The 22039-nt window shown below is 71.1% G+C and carries 22 protein-coding genes, 5 tRNA genes and 1 pseudogene; 5 read left to right on the plus strand and 23 right to left on the minus strand.

Going from position 1 to position 22039, the window contains the following annotated elements; all coding sequences use genetic code 11:
• Window positions 1-4 precede the first annotated feature (4 nt).
• From ACIQZO_RS27965 to ACIQZO_RS27985, 5 genes are all read right to left on the minus strand, one after another.
• The gene (locus tag ACIQZO_RS27965) at window positions 5-1123 is read right to left on the minus strand and encodes a cell division initiation protein (RefSeq protein WP_403631298.1); all 1119 of its coding nucleotides are present in this window, start codon (window positions 1121-1123) and stop codon (window positions 5-7) included.
• Window positions 1124-1226: 103 nt separating this feature from the next.
• Window positions 1227-1706 carry a pantetheine-phosphate adenylyltransferase gene (gene coaD / locus ACIQZO_RS27970; protein ID WP_267718360.1) on the minus strand — a complete coding sequence of 160 codons (480 nt, stop codon included), beginning with the start codon at window positions 1704-1706 and terminating at the stop codon, window positions 1227-1229.
• Window positions 1707-1720: 14 nt separating this feature from the next.
• Window positions 1721-2299, minus strand: a complete 579-nt coding sequence (gene rsmD, locus ACIQZO_RS27975) for a 16S rRNA (guanine(966)-N(2))-methyltransferase RsmD (protein WP_403631301.1) — start codon at window positions 2297-2299, stop codon at window positions 1721-1723.
• Between the two features lie 74 nt (window positions 2300-2373).
• Window positions 2374-4566 (minus strand): ATP-dependent DNA helicase RecG, encoded by a 2193-nt coding sequence (gene recG, locus ACIQZO_RS27980; RefSeq protein WP_403631303.1) that lies wholly within the window; start codon window positions 4564-4566, stop codon window positions 2374-2376.
• Between the two features lie 26 nt (window positions 4567-4592).
• Window positions 4593-6263: a DAK2 domain-containing protein gene (locus ACIQZO_RS27985; protein WP_403631306.1), complete on the minus strand. Its 1671-nt coding sequence runs from the start codon at window positions 6261-6263 to the stop codon at window positions 4593-4595.
• A 240-nt stretch (window positions 6264-6503) separates the two neighbouring features.
• Here ACIQZO_RS27985 and rpmB point away from each other — a divergent pair, with 240 nt between their 5' ends.
• The gene (gene rpmB / locus ACIQZO_RS27990; protein WP_073911113.1) at window positions 6504-6689 is read left to right on the plus strand and encodes a 50S ribosomal protein L28; all 186 of its coding nucleotides are present in this window, start codon (window positions 6504-6506) and stop codon (window positions 6687-6689) included.
• 88 nt (window positions 6690-6777) lie between these two features.
• On the opposite strand, the gene thiD is transcribed toward rpmB, so the two are convergent.
• Window positions 6778-7578: a bifunctional hydroxymethylpyrimidine kinase/phosphomethylpyrimidine kinase gene (gene thiD, locus ACIQZO_RS27995; protein WP_403631308.1), complete on the minus strand. Its 801-nt coding sequence runs from the start codon at window positions 7576-7578 to the stop codon at window positions 6778-6780.
• A complete protein-coding gene (locus ACIQZO_RS28000; RefSeq protein ID WP_266605349.1) occupies window positions 7575-8558 on the minus strand; it encodes a thiamine-phosphate kinase in 984 nt (327 codons plus the stop codon). The genes thiD and ACIQZO_RS28000 overlap by 4 nt, the downstream gene beginning before the upstream one ends.
• A 245-nt stretch (window positions 8559-8803) precedes the next feature.
• Here ACIQZO_RS28000 and ACIQZO_RS28005 point away from each other — a divergent pair, with 245 nt between their 5' ends.
• A complete protein-coding gene (locus ACIQZO_RS28005; protein WP_030028650.1) occupies window positions 8804-9037 on the plus strand; it encodes an Lrp/AsnC family transcriptional regulator in 234 nt (77 codons plus the stop codon).
• Window positions 9038-9060: 23 nt separating this feature from the next.
• Window positions 9061-9552 (plus strand): DUF3515 domain-containing protein, encoded by a 492-nt coding sequence (locus tag ACIQZO_RS28010; protein WP_403631365.1) that lies wholly within the window; start codon window positions 9061-9063, stop codon window positions 9550-9552.
• 88 nt (window positions 9553-9640) lie between these two features.
• On the opposite strand, the gene ACIQZO_RS28015 is transcribed toward ACIQZO_RS28010, so the two are convergent.
• From ACIQZO_RS28015 to ACIQZO_RS28025, 3 genes are read right to left on the minus strand one after another with little or no spacing between them, the layout of a single operon-like run.
• Complete coding sequence (locus ACIQZO_RS28015; RefSeq protein ID WP_403631311.1) at window positions 9641-10798, minus strand: D-alanine--D-alanine ligase family protein; 1158 nt, start codon at window positions 10796-10798, stop codon at window positions 9641-9643.
• A gap of 39 nt (window positions 10799-10837) precedes the next feature.
• Entirely contained in the window at window positions 10838-11848 is a 1011-nt protein-coding gene (locus tag ACIQZO_RS28020; RefSeq protein ID WP_403631314.1) for an NAD(P)H-dependent glycerol-3-phosphate dehydrogenase, read from the minus strand.
• Complete coding sequence (locus ACIQZO_RS28025) at window positions 11845-12597, minus strand: lysophospholipid acyltransferase family protein (protein WP_403631317.1); 753 nt, start codon at window positions 12595-12597, stop codon at window positions 11845-11847. The genes ACIQZO_RS28020 and ACIQZO_RS28025 overlap by 4 nt, the downstream gene beginning before the upstream one ends.
• Before the next feature lie 166 nt (window positions 12598-12763).
• Between ACIQZO_RS28025 and cofC the strand changes: the two are divergent.
• Window positions 12764-13438, plus strand: a pseudogene (gene cofC, locus ACIQZO_RS28030) (2-phospho-L-lactate guanylyltransferase); the annotation flags it as partial.
• A gap of 315 nt (window positions 13439-13753) precedes the next feature.
• Here cofC and ACIQZO_RS28035 read toward each other — a convergent pair.
• The 4 genes from ACIQZO_RS28035 to leuC form a co-directional block, all read right to left on the minus strand.
• Window positions 13754-14434 carry an HU family DNA-binding protein gene (locus ACIQZO_RS28035; RefSeq protein WP_403631319.1) on the minus strand — a complete coding sequence of 227 codons (681 nt, stop codon included), beginning with the start codon at window positions 14432-14434 and terminating at the stop codon, window positions 13754-13756.
• Between the two features lie 144 nt (window positions 14435-14578).
• The gene (locus ACIQZO_RS28040; protein ID WP_030009267.1) at window positions 14579-14806 is read right to left on the minus strand and encodes a hypothetical protein; all 228 of its coding nucleotides are present in this window, start codon (window positions 14804-14806) and stop codon (window positions 14579-14581) included.
• A 137-nt stretch (window positions 14807-14943) separates the two neighbouring features.
• Entirely contained in the window at window positions 14944-15537 is a 594-nt protein-coding gene (leuD, locus tag ACIQZO_RS28045) for a 3-isopropylmalate dehydratase small subunit (RefSeq protein ID WP_403631323.1), read from the minus strand.
• Window positions 15538-15540: 3 nt separating this feature from the next.
• Window positions 15541-16965, minus strand: coding sequence for a 3-isopropylmalate dehydratase large subunit (gene leuC, locus ACIQZO_RS28050; protein ID WP_403631325.1), 1425 nt, complete (start codon window positions 16963-16965; stop codon window positions 15541-15543).
• Between the two features lie 183 nt (window positions 16966-17148).
• Between leuC and ndgR the strand changes: the two genes are divergently transcribed.
• Window positions 17149-17865 (plus strand): IclR family transcriptional regulator NdgR, encoded by a 717-nt coding sequence (gene ndgR / locus ACIQZO_RS28055; RefSeq protein WP_073911130.1) that lies wholly within the window; start codon window positions 17149-17151, stop codon window positions 17863-17865.
• Window positions 17866-18044: 179 nt separating this feature from the next.
• Here the strand turns inward: ndgR and ACIQZO_RS28060 are convergent.
• The 9 genes from ACIQZO_RS28060 to ACIQZO_RS28100 all read right to left on the minus strand — a co-directional run bounded on the left by ACIQZO_RS28060 (window position 18045) and on the right by ACIQZO_RS28100 (window position 22029).
• Window positions 18045-18117 (minus strand) — tRNA-Glu (locus ACIQZO_RS28060).
• A gap of 23 nt (window positions 18118-18140) precedes the next feature.
• Window positions 18141-18212: transfer RNA gene (locus tag ACIQZO_RS28065), tRNA-Gln, on the minus strand.
• 24 nt (window positions 18213-18236) lie between these two features.
• Window positions 18237-18309 (minus strand) — tRNA-Glu (locus tag ACIQZO_RS28070).
• Window positions 18310-18370: 61 nt separating this feature from the next.
• A tRNA-Glu gene (locus ACIQZO_RS28075) sits at window positions 18371-18443 on the minus strand.
• A gap of 27 nt (window positions 18444-18470) precedes the next feature.
• Window positions 18471-18542: transfer RNA gene (locus ACIQZO_RS28080), tRNA-Gln, on the minus strand.
• A gap of 86 nt (window positions 18543-18628) precedes the next feature.
• Entirely contained in the window at window positions 18629-19357 is a 729-nt protein-coding gene (locus tag ACIQZO_RS28085; RefSeq protein WP_403631328.1) for an HAD family hydrolase, read from the minus strand.
• Between the two features lie 129 nt (window positions 19358-19486).
• The gene (gene gltX, locus ACIQZO_RS28090; RefSeq protein ID WP_403631331.1) at window positions 19487-20962 is read right to left on the minus strand and encodes a glutamate--tRNA ligase; all 1476 of its coding nucleotides are present in this window, start codon (window positions 20960-20962) and stop codon (window positions 19487-19489) included.
• Window positions 20955-21743 (minus strand): fumarylacetoacetate hydrolase family protein, encoded by a 789-nt coding sequence (locus tag ACIQZO_RS28095; protein WP_403631334.1) that lies wholly within the window; start codon window positions 21741-21743, stop codon window positions 20955-20957. Before ACIQZO_RS28095 ends, gltX begins: the two co-directional genes overlap by 8 nt.
• 97 nt (window positions 21744-21840) lie before the next feature.
• A complete protein-coding gene (locus tag ACIQZO_RS28100; RefSeq protein WP_403631336.1) occupies window positions 21841-22029 on the minus strand; it encodes a hypothetical protein in 189 nt (62 codons plus the stop codon).
• Window positions 22030-22039 lie beyond the last annotated feature (10 nt).

The raw sequence follows: 22039 nt of genomic DNA on the forward strand, positions 1-22039 counted from the left end.
GGTCCTAGCGCCCCTGTTCGTACTGCCGCAGCTGATCCAGGTTGATCATGCTCGTGTCGAAGAGGCTGGTCTCGTCGAGCGAGGGCTGCCCGGCCTGCGACTGGTCCTGCGGCTGGTAGGCCGCGTAGGGGTCGGGCTGCTGCGCATCGTAGTGCGCGGCGTAAGCCGCTCCGGTGGAGCCGGCGCTCGCGGCGGAATACGGGTCCGGCTGCTGCTGGTAGCCGCCGTACGGGTCCGCGTAGGGCGCCGCGTAACCCGCTCCGGTGGAGCCGGCGCTCGCACCGGGGTACGCGTCCTGCTGCTGGGCGGGCTGCTGCTGGTAGGCGTACGTGTCGTACACCGGCTCCTGCTGGGCCGGGATCGGGGCCCGCGCGTACAGCTGCTCCGGTTCCGCGAGGCCCGCCAGGAAGTCCGAGTCGCTCGCCGCGCGGGAGACCTGTCCGCCCACCGCGTCCTGGGCGGCCATGTGCACGCCCAGATCGTCCGACGGGACCCGGCCCAGGAGCTTCTGGCGGCCGCGGCCCACGGCCTCCAGGGTCTTGGAGAGCACCGCCTCGAAGGTCGCCAGCTTGGTGTCCACGTAGGCGTCCGCCTGCTGCCGCTGCGTCTCGGGGTCGTGGCTGCGCTCGGGCGCCTCGTCGTAGTCGGCGTCCCGGTAACCGTGCTCGTCCAGGCCGGGACCGCGGCCCAGGAGCTTCTCGCGGCCCCGGTCCACCGAACCGATGGTCTTGGTCAGCACGACCTCGAAGTTCGCGAGCTTGCTGTCGACGTAGTCGTCGGCCTCGGCCCGGATCTCCTCCGCCTCGCGGCGGGCCTCGTCCAGGATCCGGTCCGCCTCGGCCTGGGAGCGCCGGGCGATCTCGGTGTCGGAGATCAGCGAACCGCGCTGGTTGTGGGCCGCGTCGATGATCTGCTCCGCCTCCCGGCGGGCGTCCTCGACCATCTGCTCGCGGCCGCCGATGAGCTCCTGGGCCTGCGCGAGCGAGCCGGGCAGCGCCTGGCGAACCTCTTCGAGCTGCGCCAGCAGCTCGGCGCGGTTGATCACACAGGAGGCCGACATGGGCATGGACCGGGCGCCGCCGACGGCCGCGACGATCTCGTCGAGCTTCTTCTGCACGTCCATGGGGGCTCGCACTCTCTCGGCCTCGGGCGGTTCCTGAGACGGACGGGACGACTGTAAGGCCACCGGGCGGGCCCCCGACACTGCCTGACGGCCCGTCAGTCGGTCAGCGGTCGCGCAGCCGCTCCAGGAGCGCCGCGTGGACGTGCGCCGGGAGCAGGTGGGCCACATCGCCGCCCCAGGTCGCGACCTCCTTGACCAGCGAGGAGGACAGGAAGCTGTAGGTGGGGTTGGTCGGGACGAACAGCGTCTCGACGCCTGACAGGCCCATGTTCATCTGGGCCATCTGGAGCTCATAGTCGAAGTCGCTGACCGCGCGCAGGCCCTTGACGATGGCCGGGATGTCGCGCTGCTTGCAGAAGTCGACGAGCAGGCCGTGGAAGGACTCGACCTCGATGTTCCCGTAGTCGGCGGTCGCCTCGCGGATCAGCTCGATCCGCTCCTCGACGGTGAACAGGCCCTGCTTCGACTGGTTGATCATCACGGCGACGTGCACGACGTCATAGAGCCTGGAGGCGCGTCCGATGATGTCGAGGTGTCCGTTGGTGATGGGATCGAAGGACCCCGGACAGACGGCGCGGCGCAACTGAACTCCCTCGTTCATGAGTCTTCGCTGGTGAAGGCGGCGCGGCCGTACCACAGGGTGCCCTCGCCGTACTTGCGTGACCGGAGCGCCTCGAAGCCCTCGGGCCACGGGAAGGCACCGCTCCTGGTGCTGCGCTCCACGGTGACGAGCGCATCGCCCGTGATCCAGCCATTGGACCGGAGTGTGAGGAGGATCTCCCGCAGGTCGGCGCTGTCGACGGCGTACGGCGGGTCCAGGAAGACGATGTCGTACGGGTCCCCCGTGGCCCGGGCGGCCACGATCTGCTCCGCCTTGCCCGCGCGGAACTCCGCGCCGGGCAGGCCCAGCGTCCTGATGTTGTCCCGGATCGCCTGGGCGGCCTTGGCATCGGCCTCCACGAGCAGGGTGTGGGCCGCTCCGCGGGAGAGCGATTCCAGGCCGACGGCGCCGGAGCCGCCGTACAGGTCGAGCACCCGGGCCCCTTCGACGCCGTGCAGCGACTCCCAGGTGGAGAAGAGGCCTTCGCGCATCCGGTCCGAGGTCGGGCGGGTGCCGGTGCCGGGGGGCACGGCCAGCCGTCGCCCGCCGGCGCTGCCGGCGATCACGCGGGTCATCTGGGGTCCTTCGGTACGGCGGTAGGTGGAGTGCCCCGGCGCTGCCGCGGCACTCCAACGATAGGTCGTGCCGCTCAGCCCTTCTCCAGGTACTGCTCGCGCTCGGTGTCGAGCAGCGCCTCCAGCGCGGTCCGCAGACCCGGCAGCCGCTCCAGCGCGGGGTCCTCGGCGACGACGCGGGTGGCCTCCTCCCGCGCCTCGGCGATGACCTCCTCGTCCTCGATGACGGCGAGCATGCGCAGCGAGGAGCGCACCCCGGACTGCGCCTGGCCCAGCACGTCGCCCTCGCGGCGCTGCTCCAGGTCGATCCGGGACAGTTCGAACCCGTCGAGGGTGGCGGCGACGGCGGCCAGCCGGGCCCGGGCGGGGCTGGCCTCGTGCATCTCGCTGACCAGCAGGCACAGACCCGGCGCGGAGCCGCGGCCGACGCGTCCGCGCAGCTGGTGGAGCTGGGACACGCCGAAGCGGTCCGCGTCCATGATCACCATGACGGTGGAGTTGGGGACGTTCACCCCGACCTCGATGACGGTGGTGGCGACCAGCACCTTGACCTCGCCGGCGGTGAACCGGCGCATGACGTCGTCCTTGTCGGCGGGGTCCATCCGGCCGTGCAACACCTCGACGCCCATCCCGGCCAGCGGGCCGCGGGTGAGCTGCTCGGCGATCTCCAGGACGGCGAGCGGCGGCCGCCGCTCGCCGTCGTCCTCGGTGGTCTTCTTCTTGGGGTCGTCCTCCCCGTCGCCGATGCGGGGGCAGACCACATACGCCTGGTGGCCCTTCTCGACCTCCTCGCGGACCCGCTCCCAGGCCCGGGCGAGGAAGTGCGGCTTGTCCTTCGAGGGCACCACGTGCGTCGCGATGGGGGAGCGCCCGGCCGGCAGCTGGTCCAGGACGGAGGTCTCCAGGTCGCCGAAGACGGTCATGGCCACCGTGCGCGGGATCGGGGTCGCCGTCATCACCAGGAGGTGCGGGGGCTGCTTCCCCTTGGAGCGCAGCGCGTCGCGCTGCTCCACACCGAAGCGGTGCTGTTCGTCCACGACGACCAGGCCGAGGTCGTGGAACTGCACCTTGTCCTCGATCAGCGCGTGTGTGCCGATCACGAGGCCGGCTTCGCCGGTGATCAGGTCCAGCAGGGCCTGGCGACGGGCGGGCACGCCCATGGAGCCGGTGAGCAGGACGACCTTGGTGCCCCGGTCGGAGCCGCCGAGCATGCCCCCCTCGGCCAGTTCGCCCATCATCTCGGTGATGGAGCGGTGGTGCTGCTGGGCGAGCACTTCGGTGGGCGCGAGCATGGCCGCCTGCCCGCCGCAGTCCACGACGGCGAGCATCGCCCGCAGCGCGACCATCGTCTTTCCGCTTCCGACCTCTCCTTGCAGGAGGCGGTGCATGGGGTGGTCCGTGGCCAGGTCGTCGAAGATCTCCTTCGAGACGGTCTGCTGTCCCTGGGTGAGGGTGAAGGGCAGTTTCGCGTCGAAGGCGTCGAGCAGGCCGCCGGGGAGCGGGCGGCGGGCGACGGCCGGGAGCTGGGAGTCGGCGTGACGGCGGCGGGCCAGGGCGACCTGGAGGACGAACGCCTCGTCCCACTTCAGGCGCTGGCGGGCGTCCTCGATGTCGGCCTTGGTGCCCGGCCGGTGGATCTTCAGCAGGGCCTCGGTGAGCGGGACCAGCCCGCAGCCCTCGCGCAGGGCGGGCGGCAGTGGGTCCACGGCCTCCTGGGCGCTGGGCAGTACCGCGTCCACGCACTTGGCGACCTTCCAGGACTCCAGCTTGGCGCAGGCCGGGTAGATCGGGATGAGCTGACTGGCGAAGGCGGCCGCGGCGTCCCGGTCGGAGGCGTCGGCGCCGAGCGGCTCGTAGGCCGGGTGGGAGAGCTGGAGCTTGCGGTTGAACATGCCGACCTTGCCCGCGAACATGGCGCGGGTCCCCGGCAGCAGGTCCTTGTGCGGCTTGTGGACCCCGGCGCCGAAGAAGACCAGCTGGAGGCGGCCGCTGCCGTCGGTGATGGTCACCTCCAGGCGCTTGCCGCGGCCCCCGTTGAAGGTCAGGATCCGGGCGTCGGCGACCTGCGCGACGACGGTCACGTGCTCGTCGATCTGGTCGGCGAGCTCGGCCAGCGAGGTCAGCTCACCGCGCTCGGCGTACCGCCGCGGGTAGTGGTGGAGCAGGTCCAGGGCCGTGTGCAGGCCGAGCTGCTCGGCCAGCACCTTGGCGGTGGCGGGACCGAGCGTCTTCTTGAGGTCTTCGTCGAGCGCGGGCACGTGTTCCATTGCACACCATGGCGCTGACAAGCCCGCTATTCCACCCCGATGAGGAGCGGAGCCGAGTACCGGCCGCCCCGGTAGGTGACGGTGTCCACGGCGAGGTGACCGTGCTGGACGTACGCCTCCAGGCGCTCGGCGACGGCGTCCGGCACCTCGGGACCCAGGACCAGGGTGACGAGTTCGCCGCCGGAGCCCAGCATCCGGTCGAGGACGGCCTCGGCGGTCTCGGGCAGGCCCGCGCCGATGACCGCGACGTCCCCGTCGATGAGGCCGAGCACGTCGCCGGCCTGGCAGATGCCGGCCGAGGTGAAGGACTGCCGTTCGGCGACGGCCAGTTCCCCGTAGCGGGTCGCGCCGGCCGCCGCCGTCATGGCGACCACGTCCTCGTCGAAGCTGCCCTCCGGGTCGTGCACGGCGAGTGCGGCCAGGCCCTGGACCGCGGAGCGGGTGGGGATCACGGCCACGCGTACGCCCTCGGCGCGGGCCTGTTCGGCCGCCGCGGCCGCGGCCGCTCGCGACTCGGCGCCGCCCGGCAGGAGCACCACCTCGCGGGCGTGCGCGCGGCGTACGGCGTCGAGGAGTTCGGCGACGGCCGGGAGCTCGCCGGGGCGGGCGAGCACGGTGGTCGCTCCGGCCTCCCCGCACAGTCCCGCCAGCCCCTCGCCGGGGACGACGGCGACCACGGCGCGCTGGGCGCGCTCGCCCCGCGCCCGGCGGCGCTCGTCCCCGAAGTGCGTGATCCGTATCCGGTAGGGCCGTCCGGCCACGACTCCGGCCTCGACGGCCGCGCCGGGGTCGTCGACGTGGACGTGGACGTTCCACAAACCGTCGCCGCCGACCACGACCAGTGAGTCGCCGAGCCCGTCGAGGCGTTCGCGCAGTTCGCCGACGGCCGCCTCGGAGGCCTCCAGCAGGTAGATCACCTCGTACGCGGGCCCGTCCTCCTCCTGCGCGCAGGGGTCCTGCGGCTGCGGTACGGGCACCGCCCGGCCGCGCACCGGTTCGGCGGCCGGTTCCTGGCCGGACAGCGCCTGCCACAGGGCACCGAAGACGACGACCAGCCCGCAGCCGCCGGCGTCGACGACCCCGGCCCGGCCCAGCGCGGCGAGCTGCCCGGGGGTCTCGGCGAGGGCCGCGCGGGCTCCGTCGTAGGCGGCACGGGCCACCTCGACCGCGGTCCCGGCGGCGGCGCCGGCCGCCTCGCCGGCCCGGGCGGCGGCGCCGGCGACGGTGAGCATGGTGCCCTCCACCGGGTGCGCGACGGCCGCGTACGCCTCCTCCGCGGCCCGGGTCAGGGCGCGGGCGAGCAGCCCGCCGGTCTCCCGCTCCTCGTGCTCCGCCCGGTCGGCCTGCTGTTCGCCGAGTACGTCGGCCACTCCGCGTAGCAGCTGCGCGAGGATCGTCCCGGAGTTCCCGCGGGCCCCCAGCAGCGCCCCGTGCGCCCAGGCCCGTACGGCCTCGGAGAGGGAGGTGGCTCCTGTGCCGTCGGTCACCTCGGGGAAGGCCTCGGCGAGGCCCCGGTCGGCGGATTCGGCGGTGAGGTAGAGGTTGGTTCCGGTGTCCGCGTCGGCGACCGGGTAGACGTTGATCGCGTCGATGTCCTCGCGGGCCCGGCCCAGTGCGGCCAGGGCCAGCGAGCTCCAGGTGCGCACCGCTTCGGCGTCGAGCACGTCGGGGGTCTGCGGCTGCTGCTCGTGCGGCACCGGGCGTTCCTCCTTGTGCGGGCCAGGGTTCACCGCAGGGTAACGAAGGACCGCCCGGGCATCGGGACCGCGGGGCGGCGGCAGCGGCGGACATGGTAGTTTTCTTGGACGGACGCAGTCGTTGTATGCTGCTCCGGTTGCCCGACGAGAGTCGGGACATTCCCCCGGCAAACCACTTCAGATCTCTGAATCCGGTGCGCCGGTTTCACTGTAATTGCATCTGAAGTCTTGGAGTGACCTGTGGCTGCCAACTGCGACGTTTGCGCCAAGGGGCCGAGCTTCGGCAACAGCATTTCCCACTCGCACCGCCGCACCTCGCGTCGCTGGAACCCGAACATCCAGCGCGTCCGTGCCGTGGTCAATGGGACGCCGAAGCGCCTCAACGCCTGCACCTCGTGCATCAAGGCCGGCAAGGTCTCGCGCTGACGCCTCCCGTCGTAGCGCAGCCCTTTCTGGTTGCCAAAAAGGCCGGTTCACCTCTGGTGAACCGGCCTTTTGCCTTGTCCGGCGGGCTTCAGCGCCACTGCCAGGCGTGATCCACCGGGCCGATGCCCCCGCCGAGCGCGAAGCCGGCGGCGATGGCGCCCGTGACGTACTCCTTGGCGGCGGTGACGGCCTCCGGGACGGACAGGCCCTTGGCCAGTCCGGCCGCGATCGCACTGGCGAGGGTGCAGCCGGTGCCGTGGGTGTGCCGGTTGTCGTGCCGGGGCGCGCGCAGCCACTGCTCCTCGGCGCCGTCGGTGAGCAGATCCACCGCCTCGTGGCCGTGGGCCGCGAGGTGTCCGCCCTTGATCAGCGCCCACTGCGGCCCGTGCCCGAGGATGGCGTCGGCGGCCCGGCGCATGTCGTCCTCGGTCTCCACCACCACACCCGTGAGCCGAACCACCTCGTCCAGGTTGGGGGTGGCCACGGTGGCCCGCGGCAGCAGCTCCTTGCGTACGGCGTCCAGCGCCGAGACGGCGAGCAGCGCGTCCCCGTGCTTGGAGACCCCGACGGGGTCCACGACGGCCGGGGCGGGGGTGTCGGCCAGCAGCGCGGCCACCGTCTCCACCAGGGCGGCGGAGGAGAGCATCCCGGTCTTCACGGCCCCGACGCCGATGTCGTCCACGACGGCCCGGTACTGGGCCGTGACGGCCTCGGCGGGCAGCTCCCAGACTCCCCGGACCCCGAGCGAGTTCTGCGCCGTGACGGCGGTGAGCACGCTCATGCCGTGCACCCCGAGCGCCAGCATGGTCTTGAGGTCGGCCTGGATGCCCGCGCCGCCGCCGGAGTCGGATCCGGCGACGGTCAGGCACAGCGGTGGCGCGGTGCTCACAGCGCGCCGTCCTGGGCGGCCGGGTCGGCCCCGAAGTGGTCCCAGCCGCCGGTGCTGGTCCAGGGCGCGCCGTCCACGGTCACCTGGGGCAGCGCGGAGCGGTTGAGGACCTCGCCGATGACCTTCCAGCGCGCGGGCAGCTTCACGTCGGGCGGGAAGGTCGCCACGATCGCGTGGTCCTCTCCCCCGGTGAGCACCCACTGCAGCGGGTCCACGCCGACGGCCTGGCCGATGTCGTGCATCTGGGTCGGGATGTCGACGGCCGCCGAGCGCAGGTCGATCCGTACCTTGCTGGCCTCGGCGATGTGCCCGAGGTCGGCGATCAGTCCGTCGCTGACATCGGTCATGGCGGTGGCGCCGAGCCCGGCGGCCGCGGGGCCCGCGTGGTAGGGCGGTTCGGGGCGCCGGTGCGCCTCCACGAAGGCCCGCGGAGAGCGGAAGCCGCGCGAGAGCACGGCGAAACCGGCCGCGGACCAGCCCAGCCAGCCCGTGACGGCGACGACGTCGCCGGGTTGGGCGCCGGAGCGCAGGACGGGCTCGTGGTTGCGCAGGTCGCCGAGGGCGGTGATGGCGACGGTGATGACGTCCCCGCGGACGACGTCCCCGCCGACCACGGCCGCGCCGGCGACCTGGCACTCGTCGCGGATGCCGTCCATCAGCTCGGTGGGCCAGGTGACCGGGAGTTCGGCGGGGACGACGAGGCCGAGGAGCAGCGCGGTCGGCACCGCTCCCATGGCGGCGATGTCGGCGAGGTTCTGCGCGGCGGCCTTGCGGCCGACGTCGTAGGCCGTGGACCAGTCGCGCCGGAAGTGCCGGCCCTCCAGCAGGATGTCGGTGCTCGCCACGACCCGCCGGTCGGGGGCGGAGACCACCGCGGCGTCGTCGCCCGGTCCGAGCCGGACCGCCGGGGTGGTGGTGAGCCGTGAGGTGAGCTCCCTGATCAGCCCGAACTCCCCCAGCTCGCCGACAGTGCCCTTCATCGCTGTGCCCCTTCTTGCCCAGTCCGCTTGCGGTCGCGAGCCGTCTCAGCTCTGGGTACCGTCAACAGATACGTCAACTTGTGCTCTGCGTACGCCCCGCCGTGCGCGGCGCCGGGCCCGCGGGTCTCCCCGCGGCGCACGGCGACGCGGTACCGTGGCGTCCCTTCTTCCCCCGGCCCGTTCAATCGTGTGGGGCCCACCCGAAGGTTAGGGGAAATGATCCTCGTGGCCGCCCTGGAGGTTCCGTGGTACAGGCGTACATCCTTATCCAGACCGAAGTGGGCAAGGCGTCGTTCGTCGCCGAGTCCATCGGCCAGATCCCGGGGGTGATCCAGGCCGAGGACGTGACGGGCCCGTACGACGTGATCGTGCGCGCCCAGGCCGACACCGTGGACGAGCTCGGCCGCATGGTCGTGGCCAAGGTCCAGCAGGTGGAGGGGATCACCCGCACCTTGACCTGCCCGGTGGTCCATCTGTAGCCCCCGTCTACTCTTGGCCGGTGATGTCCCTCCACCGCCGGCCCCTCCATGTCCTGTCCGCGTCGGCCGTCCTGGCCCTCGCGGCATGTTCTCCGGGCAGCTCCATTGCCCGGGTCGGTCCTCCGCCCACGCCGCCCGCCGCCGTCGCGGGGCTCTGTGCGGCACTGCACAAGGAGCTCCCGGAGTCGGTGGCCGGCCTGGCGCGGACCAGGACCGAACCGGAGTCCGATCTGACCGCCGCGTGGGGCGGCTCGGCGATCGTACTGCGGTGCGGTATCCCCAAGCCCCTCAAGATGGCCGATCCGAAACAGGACGGAGTCCATGTGAACGGAGTGGCCTGGCTGCTGGAGGAGCGCGACAAGGCCTCCGGCGGGGGGTTCCGGTTCACCACAGGGCTGCGGCTCGCGTACACGGAGGTCCAGGTCGACAAGGAGCATGCCACGGATGCGGGCATGCTCGTCGGGCTGTCCGCGGCGATCTCCGCGACCGTGCCCGAGGGCATCGCCTCCTACTGAGCACCGCGCACCGGGTGCCGAGCACACCGCCGCCCGCCGGCCACGCCCTCGAGGGGCGGGCGGCGGGCGGTCGGCTTGTCGGACGCCGTCAGCGCAGGCCGGTGGAGCGGCGCAGGGCCGCCTGGATCAGGCGGTCCACCAGTTCCGGGTACTCGATGCCCGTCTTCTGCCACATCAGCGGGTACATGGAGATCGGGGTGAAGCCCGGCATCGTGTTGATCTCGTTGATGACGAAGGTGCCGTCCTCGGTGAGGAAGAAGTCGGCGCGCACCAGGCCCTCGCAGGACGCGGCCTCGAAGGCCTCGATCGCGAGCCGCTGCACCTCGGCGGTCTGCTCCGGGGTGAGCGGGGCGGGCACGATCCCGGAGGCCGAGTCGATGTACTTCGCCTCGAAGTCGTAGAAGTCGTGGCTGGACACCGGCGGGATCTCGGCCGGGACGCTCGCGCGCGGCCCGTCCTCGAACTCCAGGACCCCGCACTCGATCTCGCGGCCGCGCAGCAGCGCCTCCACGATGATCTTCGGGTCGTGGCGCCGGGCCTCCTTGACGGCGGCGTCGAGGCCGGAGGCGTCGTCGACCTTGGTGATGCCGATGGAGGAGCCGGCCCGGGCGGGCTTCACGAACAGCGGCCAGCCGTGCTCGGCGGCGAAGTCCAGGATCCGGTCGCGGGTGGCGTCCCGGTCGGCCTCCCACTCGCGGGGGCGGATGGTCACGTACGGGCCGACGCGCAGCCCGAAGGACGTGAACACCCGCTTCATGTAGTCCTTGTCCTGGCCGACGGCCGAGGCCAGGACGCCGGAGCCGACGTACGGGATGCCGGAGAGCTCCAGGAGGCCCTGGAGGGTGCCGTCCTCGCCGTACGGGCCGTGCAGGACGGGGAAGACGACGTCGACCTCGCCCAGGGCCTTGGGGACGGCGCCCGGTTCGGTGTAGACGACCTGGCGGCTGGCCGGGTCGACCGAGAGCACGACGGCGCCGTCCTCGGAGTCGGCGAGCTCCTCGACGCTGGGGAGCCTGCGGTCGGCGATGGCCATCCGCTCGGGCTCGTCGGCGGTCAGCGCCCATCGGCCGTCCGTGGTGATGCCGATGGGCAGCACCTCGTACTTGGAGCGGTCGATGGAACGCAGCACGGCGCCCGCCGTGACGACCGAGATGGCGTGTTCCGAGCTGCGGCCGCCGAACACGACGGCCACGCGGGGCTTGCGGCCCTGCTGCTCAGGGGTCTGGGGGAGGTTCTCGCTGCTCATATCGCCACGAGAGTACCCGCTCATGCGTCCGGGAAGGAGCTAGCGACGTTCCGGTTTGGCGCTGCGTCCCATCAGGTCCTTGAGTGCGACCAGGGTCGGCTTGCCGTGGTGGACGATGTCGACCACGGTGTCGGTGATGGGCATGTCCACTCCGTGGCGGCGGGCCAGATCGGCCACCGACTGGCAGGACTTGACGCCTTCGGCGGTCTGCTTGGTGACCGCGATGGTTTCTTCCAGGGTCATTCCGCGGCCGAGGTTGGTGCCGAAGGTGTGGTTCCGGGAGAGCGGCGAGGAGCAGGTGGCGACCAGGTCGCCGAGGCCCGCGAGGCCGGAGAAGGTGAGCGGGTCGGCGCCCATCGCCACGCCGAGGCGGGTGGCTTCGGCGAGTCCGCGGGTGATGAGCGAGCCCTTGGTGTTGTCGCCCAGGCCCATGCCGTCCGCGATGCCGACAGCGAGGCCGATGACGTTCTTGACGGCGCCGCCGAGCTCGCAGCCGGTGACGTCGGTGCTCGTGTACGGGCGGAAGTACGGGGTGTGGCAGGCGGCCTGGAGGCGCTGGGCCACGCTCTCGTCCACGCAGGCGACGACCGAGGCGGCGGGCTGGCGGGCGGCGATCTCGGCGGCCAGGTTGGGGCCGGTGACCACCGCGATGCGCTCGGCGGGGACCTTGGCCACCTCCTCGATGACCTCGCTCATCCGCTTGGCGGTGCCGAGTTCGATGCCCTTCATGAGGGACACGAGCACGGTGTCGGGGGCCAGCAGGGGCGCCCACGCGGCGAGGTTGTCGCGCAGGGTCTGGGACGGGACGGCGAGGACGGTGAAGTCGGCGTCGGCCGCGGCCGCGGCCGGATCGGTGGTCGCCCGGAGGTTCGCGGGGAGTTCGACGCCCGGGAAGTAGTCCGGGTTGGTCCGGCCGGTGTTGATGGCGTCGACCACCTCCTGGCGGCGGCCCCACAGCGTCACCTCACAGCCCGCGTCGGCGAGGACGATGGCGAAGGCCGTGCCCCAGGAGCCTGTTCCGAAGACGGTCGCCTTCACGGGACGTGTCACTTGTTGCCCTCCCCTGCGGCCTTGCGCCGCTGTTCCGCCCTGGCGTTGCGATGGTCGTACAGCTGCTCGGGCGCGGTCTCGCCGCGCACCTCCTCCAGCAGCGCGGTGATGGCCGCCATGATGACCTCGGTGGCCTCCCTCAGGGCCTCCGGGGTCGGTTCCTGGTCGTAGAAGGCGGAGAGGTCCACCGGCGGTCCGGCGAGCACCTGGAGGGTCTTGCGCGGGAAGAGCCGGACCTTGTTCTCCTCGGCGTAGGGCGGCATCGCGAGATTCGCGCCCCACTGGGCCACCGGAATGACGGGCGCCCTCGTGATCAGCGCCACGCGGGCGGCGCCGGTCTTGCCGGCCATCGGCCACATGTCGGGGTCGCGGGTGAGGGTGCCCTCCGGGTAAAAGGCCACGCATTCACCGCGCTCGATGGCATCCACCGCGGCCCGGAATGCGTCCAGGGCGTTGGTGGACTCCCGGTAGACGGGGATCTGCCCCGATCCGCGCAGGATGGACCCGACAATAGGGACCTTGAAGAGGGCGGCCTTGGCGAGCAAACGGGGTACGCGGCCGGTGTTGTACTGGAAGTGCGCGTAGGAGAGCGGGTCCAGATACGAGTTGTGATTGACGGCGGTAATAAAGCCGCCCTCGGCCGGAATGTGCTCCATTCCCCGCCAGTCCCGCTTGAAGAGCACTACCAGCGGCGGTTTTGCGATGACCGCCGCCAGGCGGTACCAGAAGCCGATTCTGCGGCGGGACACTCGGACACCTTCCTCTAGGACCGGCGCGCGGCCAGGGCACCTCGTCGGCGGGACAAGTGTCACCCCACGCCCGGTCTCTGTCGAGAACACCGTACGCCCCGCTCACGCCACCGGACTCCCGGGTTGCCCGGGCGGAGGCGACAATGGGCGGACACATGACCCGGCCATGACCCGGCCATGGTCCGGAGATGTCCCGGAGCACACCGGAGGGAAGGGGTCCGTCACGAACGCCGTCTGGAGTCTGGTGGTCCCGCTGAAGCCACTGGCGGTGGCGAAGAGCCGTCTCGCGCGGGCCGTGGGCGCCTCCCGTCCGGGCCTCGCCCTGGCGTTCGCGCAGGACACCGTCGCGGGCGCCCTGGCCTGCACCGCCGTCCAGGATGTGGTGGTCGTCACGGACGACGCCGAGGCCGGTGCGGAACTGGCGCGACTCGGCGCGCGGATCGTCCCGGACGCCCCGGCGGCCGGGCTCAACGCGGCGCTGGCCCACGGGGCGCGGGCGGTGCGCCGGGGGCGGCCCGGGGCGGCGGTGGCCGCACTGAACGCCGATCTGCCCGCCCTGCGGCCCCCGGAATTGCAACGCGTGCTCGAAAACGCCTCGGTATTTCCGCGGGCATTTCTGGCCGATGCGGCCGGAATCGGGACGACCCTGCTTTCGGCCGCGCCCGACGTGGAATTGGCCCCGTCCTTCGGCGGGCCGTCACGGGCCAGGCATTCGGCCTCGGGAGCCGTGGAAATCGCTCTGGTGGACGTCGACAGCGTGCGCCGGGACGTGGACACGGCGGCGGATCTGCGGACGGCCCTCACCCTCGGCGTGGGGCGGCACACCGCCCGATACAGTGCCCGTATGCAGGCGACCGCGTACACGTACGACTCCGAGACCCGCAGCGGCAGCGTGCTGCTGGACGACGGCACTCCGGTGCCCTTCGAGGCCCCGGCCTTCGACGCGGGCGGCCTGCGGTTGCTGCGGCCCGGGCAGCGGGTCCGGATCGAGACGGACGGCGCGGGCACGAGCCTGCGCATCACCCTGGTGACGCTGCAGACCTTCTGACACACGGCTCCCGCCGCCGACCCCCAATGGGTCGCCGGCGCGCCGAACGCACCGCGGGCCGGCTCCCCCACGCGGGGAAAGCCGGCCCGGCCTGTGTGACGCGTGCCCCTACTTCTTGCGGGCGGTGGTCTTCTTCGCGGTGGCCTTGCGCGTCGCCGTCTTCTTGGCGGGCGCCTTCGTCGCTGCGGTGACCTTCTTGGCCGCCGGCGCGGTCTTCTTCGCCGCGGTGGTGGTCTTCTTCGCGGTGGCCGTGGTCTTCTTGGCCGCGGCGGTGGCCTTCTTGGCGGTGGCCGTGGCCTTCTTCGCCGTGGCGGTGCTCTTCACCGCCGCCTTCTTGGCGGTCGCGGTGGTCTTCTTGGCGACGACCTTCTTTGCGACCGCGGTCTTCGCAGCGGCCTTCTTGGCGGTGGTGGCCCTCTTCGCGGCGGCCTTCTTGACCGTCGCGGAGGCACCACCGGTGAGGCTGCCCTTGGGCGCCTTCTTCACCGACACCTCGCCGCCCTTGGGCAGCTTCTTGGTACCGCTGACCAGGTCCTTGAAGCCTTGGCCGGCGCGGAAGCGGGGGACAGAGGTCTTCTTGACCCGGACGCGCTCACCCGTCTGCGGGTTGCGGGCGTAACGGGCCGGACGGTCGACCTTCTCGAACGAGCCGAAGCCCGTGACCGAGACCCGGTCGCCCGCGACGGTAGCGCGGACGATCGCGTCCAGTACCGCGTCGACAGCATCCGCGGCCTGCTGGCGGCCGCCCAGCTTGTCGGCAATCGCTTCTACGAGCTGCGCCTTGTTCACGTCTTCCCCTTCGGAGACTTCGCCAGAACGAATGTGTTCAAGCTTATTTCGCACGTTAGGCGGATATATACCGCAAATCAAACACGAAACGGGCTAATCACCCTAGTGCCGCAACGCTGTAGTCCGTTACGGAGTTCCTTCGCATCAGTCGCCTTCAGGGAATCGACCCTCGTCGAGGTCCTTCATCAACCTGTCCAGGCGCCTTGCCGCATCGGCGAGATCATGCTTCGCCGCGGCTGTGACGACCAACAGCTTCCGGGACAGCGCCATCCTTACGCCCTCCGGGACTTGCAGTGAGCGCACCCGTGTGTGTGCTTCTTTCAGCCGGTCCGCGACGAGTTCGTAGAGCTCGAGTTGACTGTCGCGTTCCATGCACAGATTGTGCCATCTGGGGCGAGTTGTCGCCTCACGGGGCCTCAACAAACGGCTGTGCCCCCCGCCGGAGCGCGGGGGGCACAGTGTTGTCCATGTGATCACCCGAGGGTGAATAAGCGCTGATCAGGCAGGAATCAGGCCTGAATCGTGCGCGGCTTGAAGGTCGGGCGAGTGCTTTCGTACGTGGCGATGTCCGCTTCGTTCTGAAGGGTGAGCGAGATGTCGTCCAGGCCCTCCAGCAGACGCCAGCGGGCGTTGTCGTCGAGTTCGAACTCCGCGACGACACCCTCGGCTCGCACCTGGCGGTCGACCAGGTCGACCGTGATCTCGGCGGTCGGGTCGGCCTCGGTCAGCTTCCACAGCTGCTCGACGGTCTCCTGCGGGAGGACCACGGTCAGCAGGCCGTTCTTCAGGGAGTTCCCACGGAAGATGTCGGCGAAGCGGGAGGAGATGACCGTCTTGAAGCCGAAGTTCTGCAGGGCCCAGACGGCGTGCTCGCGCGAGGAACCCGTACCGAAGTCGGGGCCGGCGACCAGGACGGTCGCACCGGCACGCTCCGGGCGGTTCGTGACGAACTCCGGGTCCTTGCGCCAGGCCTCGAAGAGTCCGTCCTCGAACCCGTCGCGGGTGATCTTCTTCAGCCAGTGGGCCGGGATGATCTGGTCGGTGTCGACGTTGCTGCGGCGCAGCGGGACGGCCCGGCCGGTGTGGGTGGTGAAGGCTTCCATGGTTCAGACTCCGGCGGTCGCGGTGGCGTCGGACAGGTCGGCGGGCGAGGCCAGATGGCCCAGCACCGCGGTGGCGCCGGCCACCTGCGGGGAGACCAGGTGGGTGCGCCCGCCCTTGCCCTGCCGGCCCTCGAAGTTGCGGTTGGAGGTGGACGCGGAGCGTTCACCGGGCGCCAGTTGGTCGGGGTTCATACCCAGGCACATCGAACAGCCCGCGTGCCGCCATTCGGCGCCGGCCTCCTTGAAGACCTTGTCCAGGCCCTCCTCCACGGCCTGCAGGGCGACCCGTACCGAGCCCGGGACGACCAGCATCCGTACGCCGTCGGCGACTTTGCGGCCCTCGATGATCCCGGCGACGGCACGCAGGTCCTCGATGCGGCCGTTGGTGCAGGAACCTACGAAGACGGTGTCGACCTTGATGTCGCGCAGCGGCTGCCCCGCGGTCAACCCCATGTACTCCAGGGCCTTTTCGGCGGCGTGGCGCTCCGAGGCGTCCTCGTACGAAGCCGGGTCGGGGACGTTGGCCGACAGCGGCGCGCCCTGGCCCGGGTTGGTGCCCCAGGTGACGAACGGGGACAGTGTGGTGCCGTCAATGACGACCTCCGCGTCGAAGACCGCGTCGTCGTCGGTGCGCAGGGTCTTCCAGTACGCGACGGCCGCGTCCCAGTCCTCGCCCTCGGGCGCGTGGTCGCGGCCCTGCAGGTAGTCGAAGGTGGTCCGGTCGGGGGCGATCATGCCCGCGCGGGCACCGGCCTCGATCGACATGTTGCAGATGGTCATGCGGGCTTCCATCGACAGTTTCTCGATGGCCTCGCCCCGGTACTCCAGGATGTAGCCCTGGCCGCCGCCGGTACCGATCCGGGCGATGATCGCCAGGATCAGGTCCTTCGCGGTGACGCCCTCGGCCAGCGCGCCGGTGACGGTGATCGCCATCGTCCTGGGGCGGGCCAGCGGCAGCGTCTGAGTGGCGAGCACGTGCTCGACCTGGCTGGTGCCGATGCCGAAGGCCAGCGCGCCGAAGGCGCCGTGCGTGGAGGTGTGCGAGTCGCCGCAGACCACGGTGGTGCCGGGCTGGGTCAGGCCCAGCTGCGGTCCCACGACGTGGACGACGCCCTGCTCGACGTCGCCCAGCGAGTGCAGGCGGACGCCGAACTCGGCGCAGTTCGACCGCAGCGTCTCCAGCTGGGCCCGGGAGACCGGGTCGGCGATCGGCTTGTCGATATCGATGGTGGGGGTGTTGTGGTCCTCGGTCGCGATGGTGAGGTCGAGCCGCCGGACCTTGCGGCCGGCCTGGCGCAGTCCTTCGAAGGCCTGCGGGCTGGTCACCTCGTGCAGCAGGTGCAGATCGATGAAGAGGAGGTCGGGCTCGCCTTCGGCGCGCCGGACGACATGGTCGTCCCAGACCTTCTCCGCGAGTGTCCTACCCATCGCTTTCCCTCCGGCCGGCCGGTTGTGCCGGCGCTTCATAGAGATCTCGTGCGCCTGCCGTCCGTACCCCACGTCCCGAACGGCGGCCCGGACCCAGTGGTTCGTGGACCCGCACATACAGACTCGCTGGTTCTTGGAAAAATTGAACTTGCGTTTCACAGTGTGAGACGCGAATATCGTTTCATGGACAACTCTAGCGGCGTCGGCGTTCTCGACAAGGCAGCTCTGGTACTGAGCGCACTGGAGTCCGGTCCGGCCACCCTCGCCGGGCTGGTCGCGGCGACAGGGCTCGCACGACCCACGGCACATCGCCTTGCCGTGGCACTGGAACACCACCGGATGGTGGCGAGGGACATGCAGGGCCGGTTCATCCTCGGACCGCGGCTGGCGGAGCTCGCCGCCGCGGCCGGCGAGGACCGCCTGCTGGCCACGGCGGGACCGGTACTCACCCACCTCCGTGATGTGACGGGAGAGAGCGCGCAGCTCTACCGCCGTCAGGGAGACATGCGCATCTGCGTGGCGGCCGCGGAGCGGCTGTCGGGCCTTCGGGACACCGTCCCGGTGGGCTCCACGCTCCCGATGAAGGCGGGTTCGGCCGCGCAGATCCTGATGGCCTGGGAGGAGCCCGAGCGGCTCCACCGCGGCCTCCAGGGCGCGCGGTTCACGGCGACGGCGCTCTCGGGCGTACGGCGCCGCGGCTGGGCGCAGTCGATCGGCGAGCGGGAGCCCGGTGTGGCCTCCGTCTCGGCGCCGGTGCGCGGGCCGTCGAACCGCGTGGTGGCCTCCGTGTCGGTCTCCGGGCCGATCGAGCGCCTGACCCGCCACCCGGGGCGCATGCACGCCCAGGCCGTCATCGACGCGGCCGCCCGCCTCTCGGAGGCGCTGCGCCGCTCCGGCTGACATCCCCCGGCCCGCGAAGGGCCTTTCCCCCGCCGATCCCCCGGGTCCGGGGGCGCGTACGACGCCGCACACGTCCTGTTCCACGCGCCTCCGGGCCCGCACTCATGCGGTCGCCCGCGCGCGTCGGGGCAACACGAAAGAGGCCCTCCGCGATGAACGCGGAGGGCCTCTTCGATGCGTACCCCCGACCGGATTCGAACCGGCGCTACCGCCTTGAGAGGGCGGCGTGCTAGGCCGCTACACAACGGGGGCCTGCTGGTGATTCTGTTACTGCGCTGGGCTACCAGGACTCGAACCTAGAATAAGGGAACCAGAAACCCTCGTGTTGCCAATTACACTATAGCCCAAAGTGGTCTAGACCAGACCAACCGTACCCCCGACCGGATTCGAACCGGCGCTACCGCCTTGAGAGGGCGGCGTGCTAGGCCGCTACACAACGGGGGCCCTAGCGATCCTGCGTCGAGGCGTCCGGGTGCGACCCAGGAGATCTCGCGGGAAGGATCTGTACCCCCGACCGGATTCGAACCGGCGCTACCGCCTTGAGAGGGCGGCGTGCTAGGCCGCTACACAACGGGGGCAAAGCACTGCGTTACTGCTGCACTGCGCTGGGGTACCAGGACTCGAACCTAGAATAAGGGAACCAGAAACCCTCGTGTTGCCAATTACACTATACCCCACCAAAAGTCAACCCCTTGCGGGGGCTTTTCTTTGGGTGGCGCCTCCGTCCGGCCTTTCGGCCCGCTCCGGCGGCGCAGAAAGAACATTACCGGATGCCTGACCGTGCTCCAAAACGGGTATCCCCTGCCAGCAGCTCCGGAAGCCGGTCAAGGCCCTCGATGCGGTGCACACCGTCCGGCCCGGGCCCGCGGCCGCCGTCACGGTCCAGCCAGATCGCCAGCAGTCCGGCGTCACGGGCCCCCCGGGCGTCGATCTCCGGCTGGTCTCCCACGTACGCCACCTCGCCGGGCGGCAGTCCGAGCGCCTCGCACGCGGCGAGGAAGGCCTGCGCCTCGGGCTTGCTGACCCCGAGTTCGACGGCGCAGACCAGCACCTCGAAGCGGTCGCGCAGCCCCAGGTGGCGCAGCTTGGGGTCCTGGTTGGCGGTGGAGGAGTTGGTGAGCACCCCGTGCCGGTAGCCGGCCGCGAGGGCGTCGAGGGCGGGCACCACGTCGGGGAAGACGGTCCAGGCCGCCTTGTAGTGCTCCACGTACTGGTCGAACCAGGCGTCGGCCTCGTCCGCGGTCATGCCGGGCCGTTCCAGGAACTCCCGCACCCGATCCCGCCGCTGCCCCTGGAAGGTCCCCTCGCCGGCCGCGAAGCGCGCCCAGTGCCGGTCGGTGATCTTCCGCCACAGCGCGAGCGCCTGCATGGGGGTCCCGTACCGCTCAGAGAGCCGGACGGCCTGCAGCTGCCCCGCGAGCCCGGCGGCGTCGGCCCCCGTGTAGTCGAAGAGGGTGTCGTCGATGTCCCACAGCACGGCGCGGATCGGCATACGGCCGAGGCTACGCCGGAAGATCGTCCGGCGGGGGCCCGTCGGGGAATTCGGTGCCGCCCGCCACGCCGCAGGGGGCGGCGACCGGGGATCTCCGGTCACCGCCCCCTGCGGGACGCACGTCGAGAGCTACGCGGCGAGCTTGGCCAGCGCGGCGTCGATACGGGCCAGCGAGCGCTCCTTGCCCAGGATCTCCAGGGACTCGAAGAGCGGCAGGCCGACGGTGCGGCCGGTGACGGCCACGCGGACCGGGGCCTGGGCCTTGCCGAGCTTGAGGCCGTGGGCCTCACCGGCGGTCAGGACGGCCTGCTTGAGGGACTCGGGGTCCGACCAGTCGGCCGATTCCAGGTTGGCGCGCGCGGTGGTGAGCAGCGCGGCCGGCTCGCCCTTCATCGCCTTGTCCCACGAGGCCTGGTCCGCCACCGGCTCCTTCAGGAACAGGAAGTCGACGTTGGCCGTGATGTCCGACAGGACGGTGACGCGGGTCTGGGCGTGCGGGGCGATCCGCGCCCAGGCCTCGGCGTCGAAGTCCTCGGGGGCCCAGTTGGCGTGCGGGGCCTGCAGCCACGGGGCGCAGGCGTCCGCGAAGGCCTTCGGGTCGAGCAGGCGGATGTGGTCGCCGTTGATCGACTCGGCCTTCTTCAGGTCGAAGCGGGCCGGGTTGGCGTTCACCCCGTCGATGTCGAACTTCTCGACCATCTCCTCGATCGAGAAGACGTCCTGGTCCTTGGAGAAGGACCAGCCGAGGAGCGAGAGGTAGTTCAGCAGGCCCTCGGGGAGGAAGCCGCGCTCGCGGTACAGGTTGAGCGAGGCCTCGGGGTCGCGCTTGGAGAGCTTCTTGTTCCCCTCGCCCATCACGTACGGCAGGTGGCCGAAGGCGGGGGTGCTCTTGGCGACGCCCAGCTCGATCAGCGCCGTGTAGAGGGCGATCTGGCGCGGGGTCGAGGAGAGCAGGTCCTCGCCGCGCAGGACGTGCGTGATCTCCATCAGCGCGTCGTCGACCGGGTTGACCAGCGTGTAGAGCGGGGCGCCGTTGGCCCGGACGATGCCGAAGTCCGGCACGTTCTCCGGGGTGAAGGTCAGCTCGCCGCGGACCAGGTCGGTGAAGGTGATCGGTGCGTCGGGCATCCGGAAGCGGACGATCGCCGGGCGGTTCTCGCCCCGGTACGCCTCGACCTGCACGGTGGTGAGCTCGCGGCAGTGGCCGTCGTAGCCGGAGGGCTTGCCGGCGGCGCGGGCCGCCGCGCGGCGGGCGTCGAGCTCCTCGGTGGTGCAGTAGCAGTGGTACGCGTAGCCGCCGTCGAGCAGCTTCTTCGCGACGTCCGCGTAGATGTCCATGCGCTCGGACTGGCGGTACGGGGCGTGCGGGCCGCCGACCTCGGGGCCCTCGTCCCAGGTGAAGCCGAGCCAGCGCAGCGAGGCGAGCAGCTGGTCGTAGGACTCCTCGGAGTCGCGGGCCGCGTCGGTGTCCTCGATGCGGAAGACGAACGTACCGCCGTGGTGGCGGGCGAACGCCCAGTTGAAGAGTGCGGTCCGGACCAGGCCCACGTGGGGGTTGCCGGTCGGGGAGGGACAGAAACGTACGCGGACAGGTCCGTTAACCACGCTTGATCACCTTGTTGGTGAGAGTGCCGATGCCTTCGATGGAGACGGCGACCTCGTCGCCGACGTTGAGGGGGCCGACTCCGGCCGGGGTCCCCGTGAGGATGACGTCGCCCGGGAGCAGCGTCATGGCCTCGGTGATGTGGACGATCAGGTCCTCGATGGAGCGGACCATGTCACTGGTGCGGCCGAGCTGGCGCTGTTCGCCGTTGACCGTGCACTGAATGGTCAGGTCGCTCGGGTCCAGGTCGGTCTCGATCCAGGGGCCGAGGGGGCAGGCACTGTCGAAGCCCTTGGCCCGGGCCCACTGCTTCTCCCGCTGCTGGACGTCGCGGGCGGTGACGTCGTTGGCGCAGGTGTAGCCGAGGATGACGTCCTTGACGCGCTCCCGGGGGACCTCCCGGCACATGCGGCCGATGACCACGGCGAGCTCGGCCTCGTGGTGGAGGTCCTGGGAGAAGGAGGGGTAGGTGATCGGATCACCCGGGCCGACCACCGAGGTGGAGGGCTTGAAGAAGGTGATCGGGGCGTCCGGGACCTCGTTGCCCAGCTCCGCCGCGTGTTCCGCGTAGTTGCGGCCGATGGCCACGACCTTGTTCGGGAGCACGGGCGGCAGCAGCCGGACCTTGCTGAGCGGGACCTTCGTGCCGGAGAGCTCGAAGTCCGCGAAGGGGATGCCCTTGATGATGTCGAGCACGAGCGTGGAGTCGTCGCCGGGGGCGCCGTCGCCCTCGACCGCGCCGAACGCGACGTTGCCGTCGATCGAGAACCTGGCGATGCGCACCTGTTGCGTCTGCCCCTCTGTATTTCCGCTGGCTGGAGTCTGCGGACCCCAGGCTAACGCGGCGGGCTGCGGCGCTTCACGTTCCTTCGCGGGGTGGCTACTGCGCGGCGACGGCGACCGGCGCGTTCATCAGGATCGTGCGGCGCGGGTTCGCGGTCTGCGTCGGCAGCTCGACGGCGTGCTCCGGGATCGCCGGGGCCGCCTGCAGGTCCTCGGCGTCCGCGAGGTGCGCGAGGGTGGTACGACGGGGGTTGGCTATGTTGCGGAACATCGTCGTCGTCTTCATCGGAGTTCGG

The sequence above is a fragment of the Streptomyces sp. NPDC097617 genome, assembly GCF_044761485.1.
Taxonomy (GTDB): Bacteria; Actinomycetota; Actinomycetes; order Streptomycetales; family Streptomycetaceae; genus Streptomyces.

Coding starts and splice junctions, on each gene's coding strand:
- ACIQZO_RS27965 (WP_403631298.1), bottom strand. CDS start 1,123: ATGGACGTGCAGAAGAAGCTCGACGAGATCGTCGCGGCCGTCGGCGGC.
- rsmD (WP_403631301.1), bottom strand. CDS start 2,299: ATGACCCGCGTGATCGCCGGCAGCGCCGGCGGGCGACGGCTGGCCGTG.
- recG (WP_403631303.1), bottom strand. CDS start 4,566: ATGGAACACGTGCCCGCGCTCGACGAAGACCTCAAGAAGACGCTCGGT.
- ACIQZO_RS28000 (WP_266605349.1), bottom strand. CDS start 8,558: ATGAAGGGCACTGTCGGCGAGCTGGGGGAGTTCGGGCTGATCAGGGAG.
- ACIQZO_RS28010 (WP_403631365.1), top strand. CDS start 9,061: ATGTCCCTCCACCGCCGGCCCCTCCATGTCCTGTCCGCGTCGGCCGTC.
- ACIQZO_RS28015 (WP_403631311.1), bottom strand. CDS start 10,798: ATGAGCAGCGAGAACCTCCCCCAGACCCCTGAGCAGCAGGGCCGCAAG.
- ACIQZO_RS28040 (WP_030009267.1), bottom strand. CDS start 14,806: ATGGAACGCGACAGTCAACTCGAGCTCTACGAACTCGTCGCGGACCGG.
- leuD (WP_403631323.1), bottom strand. CDS start 15,537: ATGGAAGCCTTCACCACCCACACCGGCCGGGCCGTCCCGCTGCGCCGC.
- leuC (WP_403631325.1), bottom strand. CDS start 16,965: ATGGGTAGGACACTCGCGGAGAAGGTCTGGGACGACCATGTCGTCCGG.
- ndgR (WP_073911130.1), top strand. CDS start 17,149: ATGGACAACTCTAGCGGCGTCGGCGTTCTCGACAAGGCAGCTCTGGTA.
- ACIQZO_RS28085 (WP_403631328.1), bottom strand. CDS start 19,357: ATGCCGATCCGCGCCGTGCTGTGGGACATCGACGACACCCTCTTCGAC.
- ACIQZO_RS28100 (WP_403631336.1), bottom strand. CDS start 22,029: ATGAAGACGACGACGATGTTCCGCAACATAGCCAACCCCCGTCGTACC.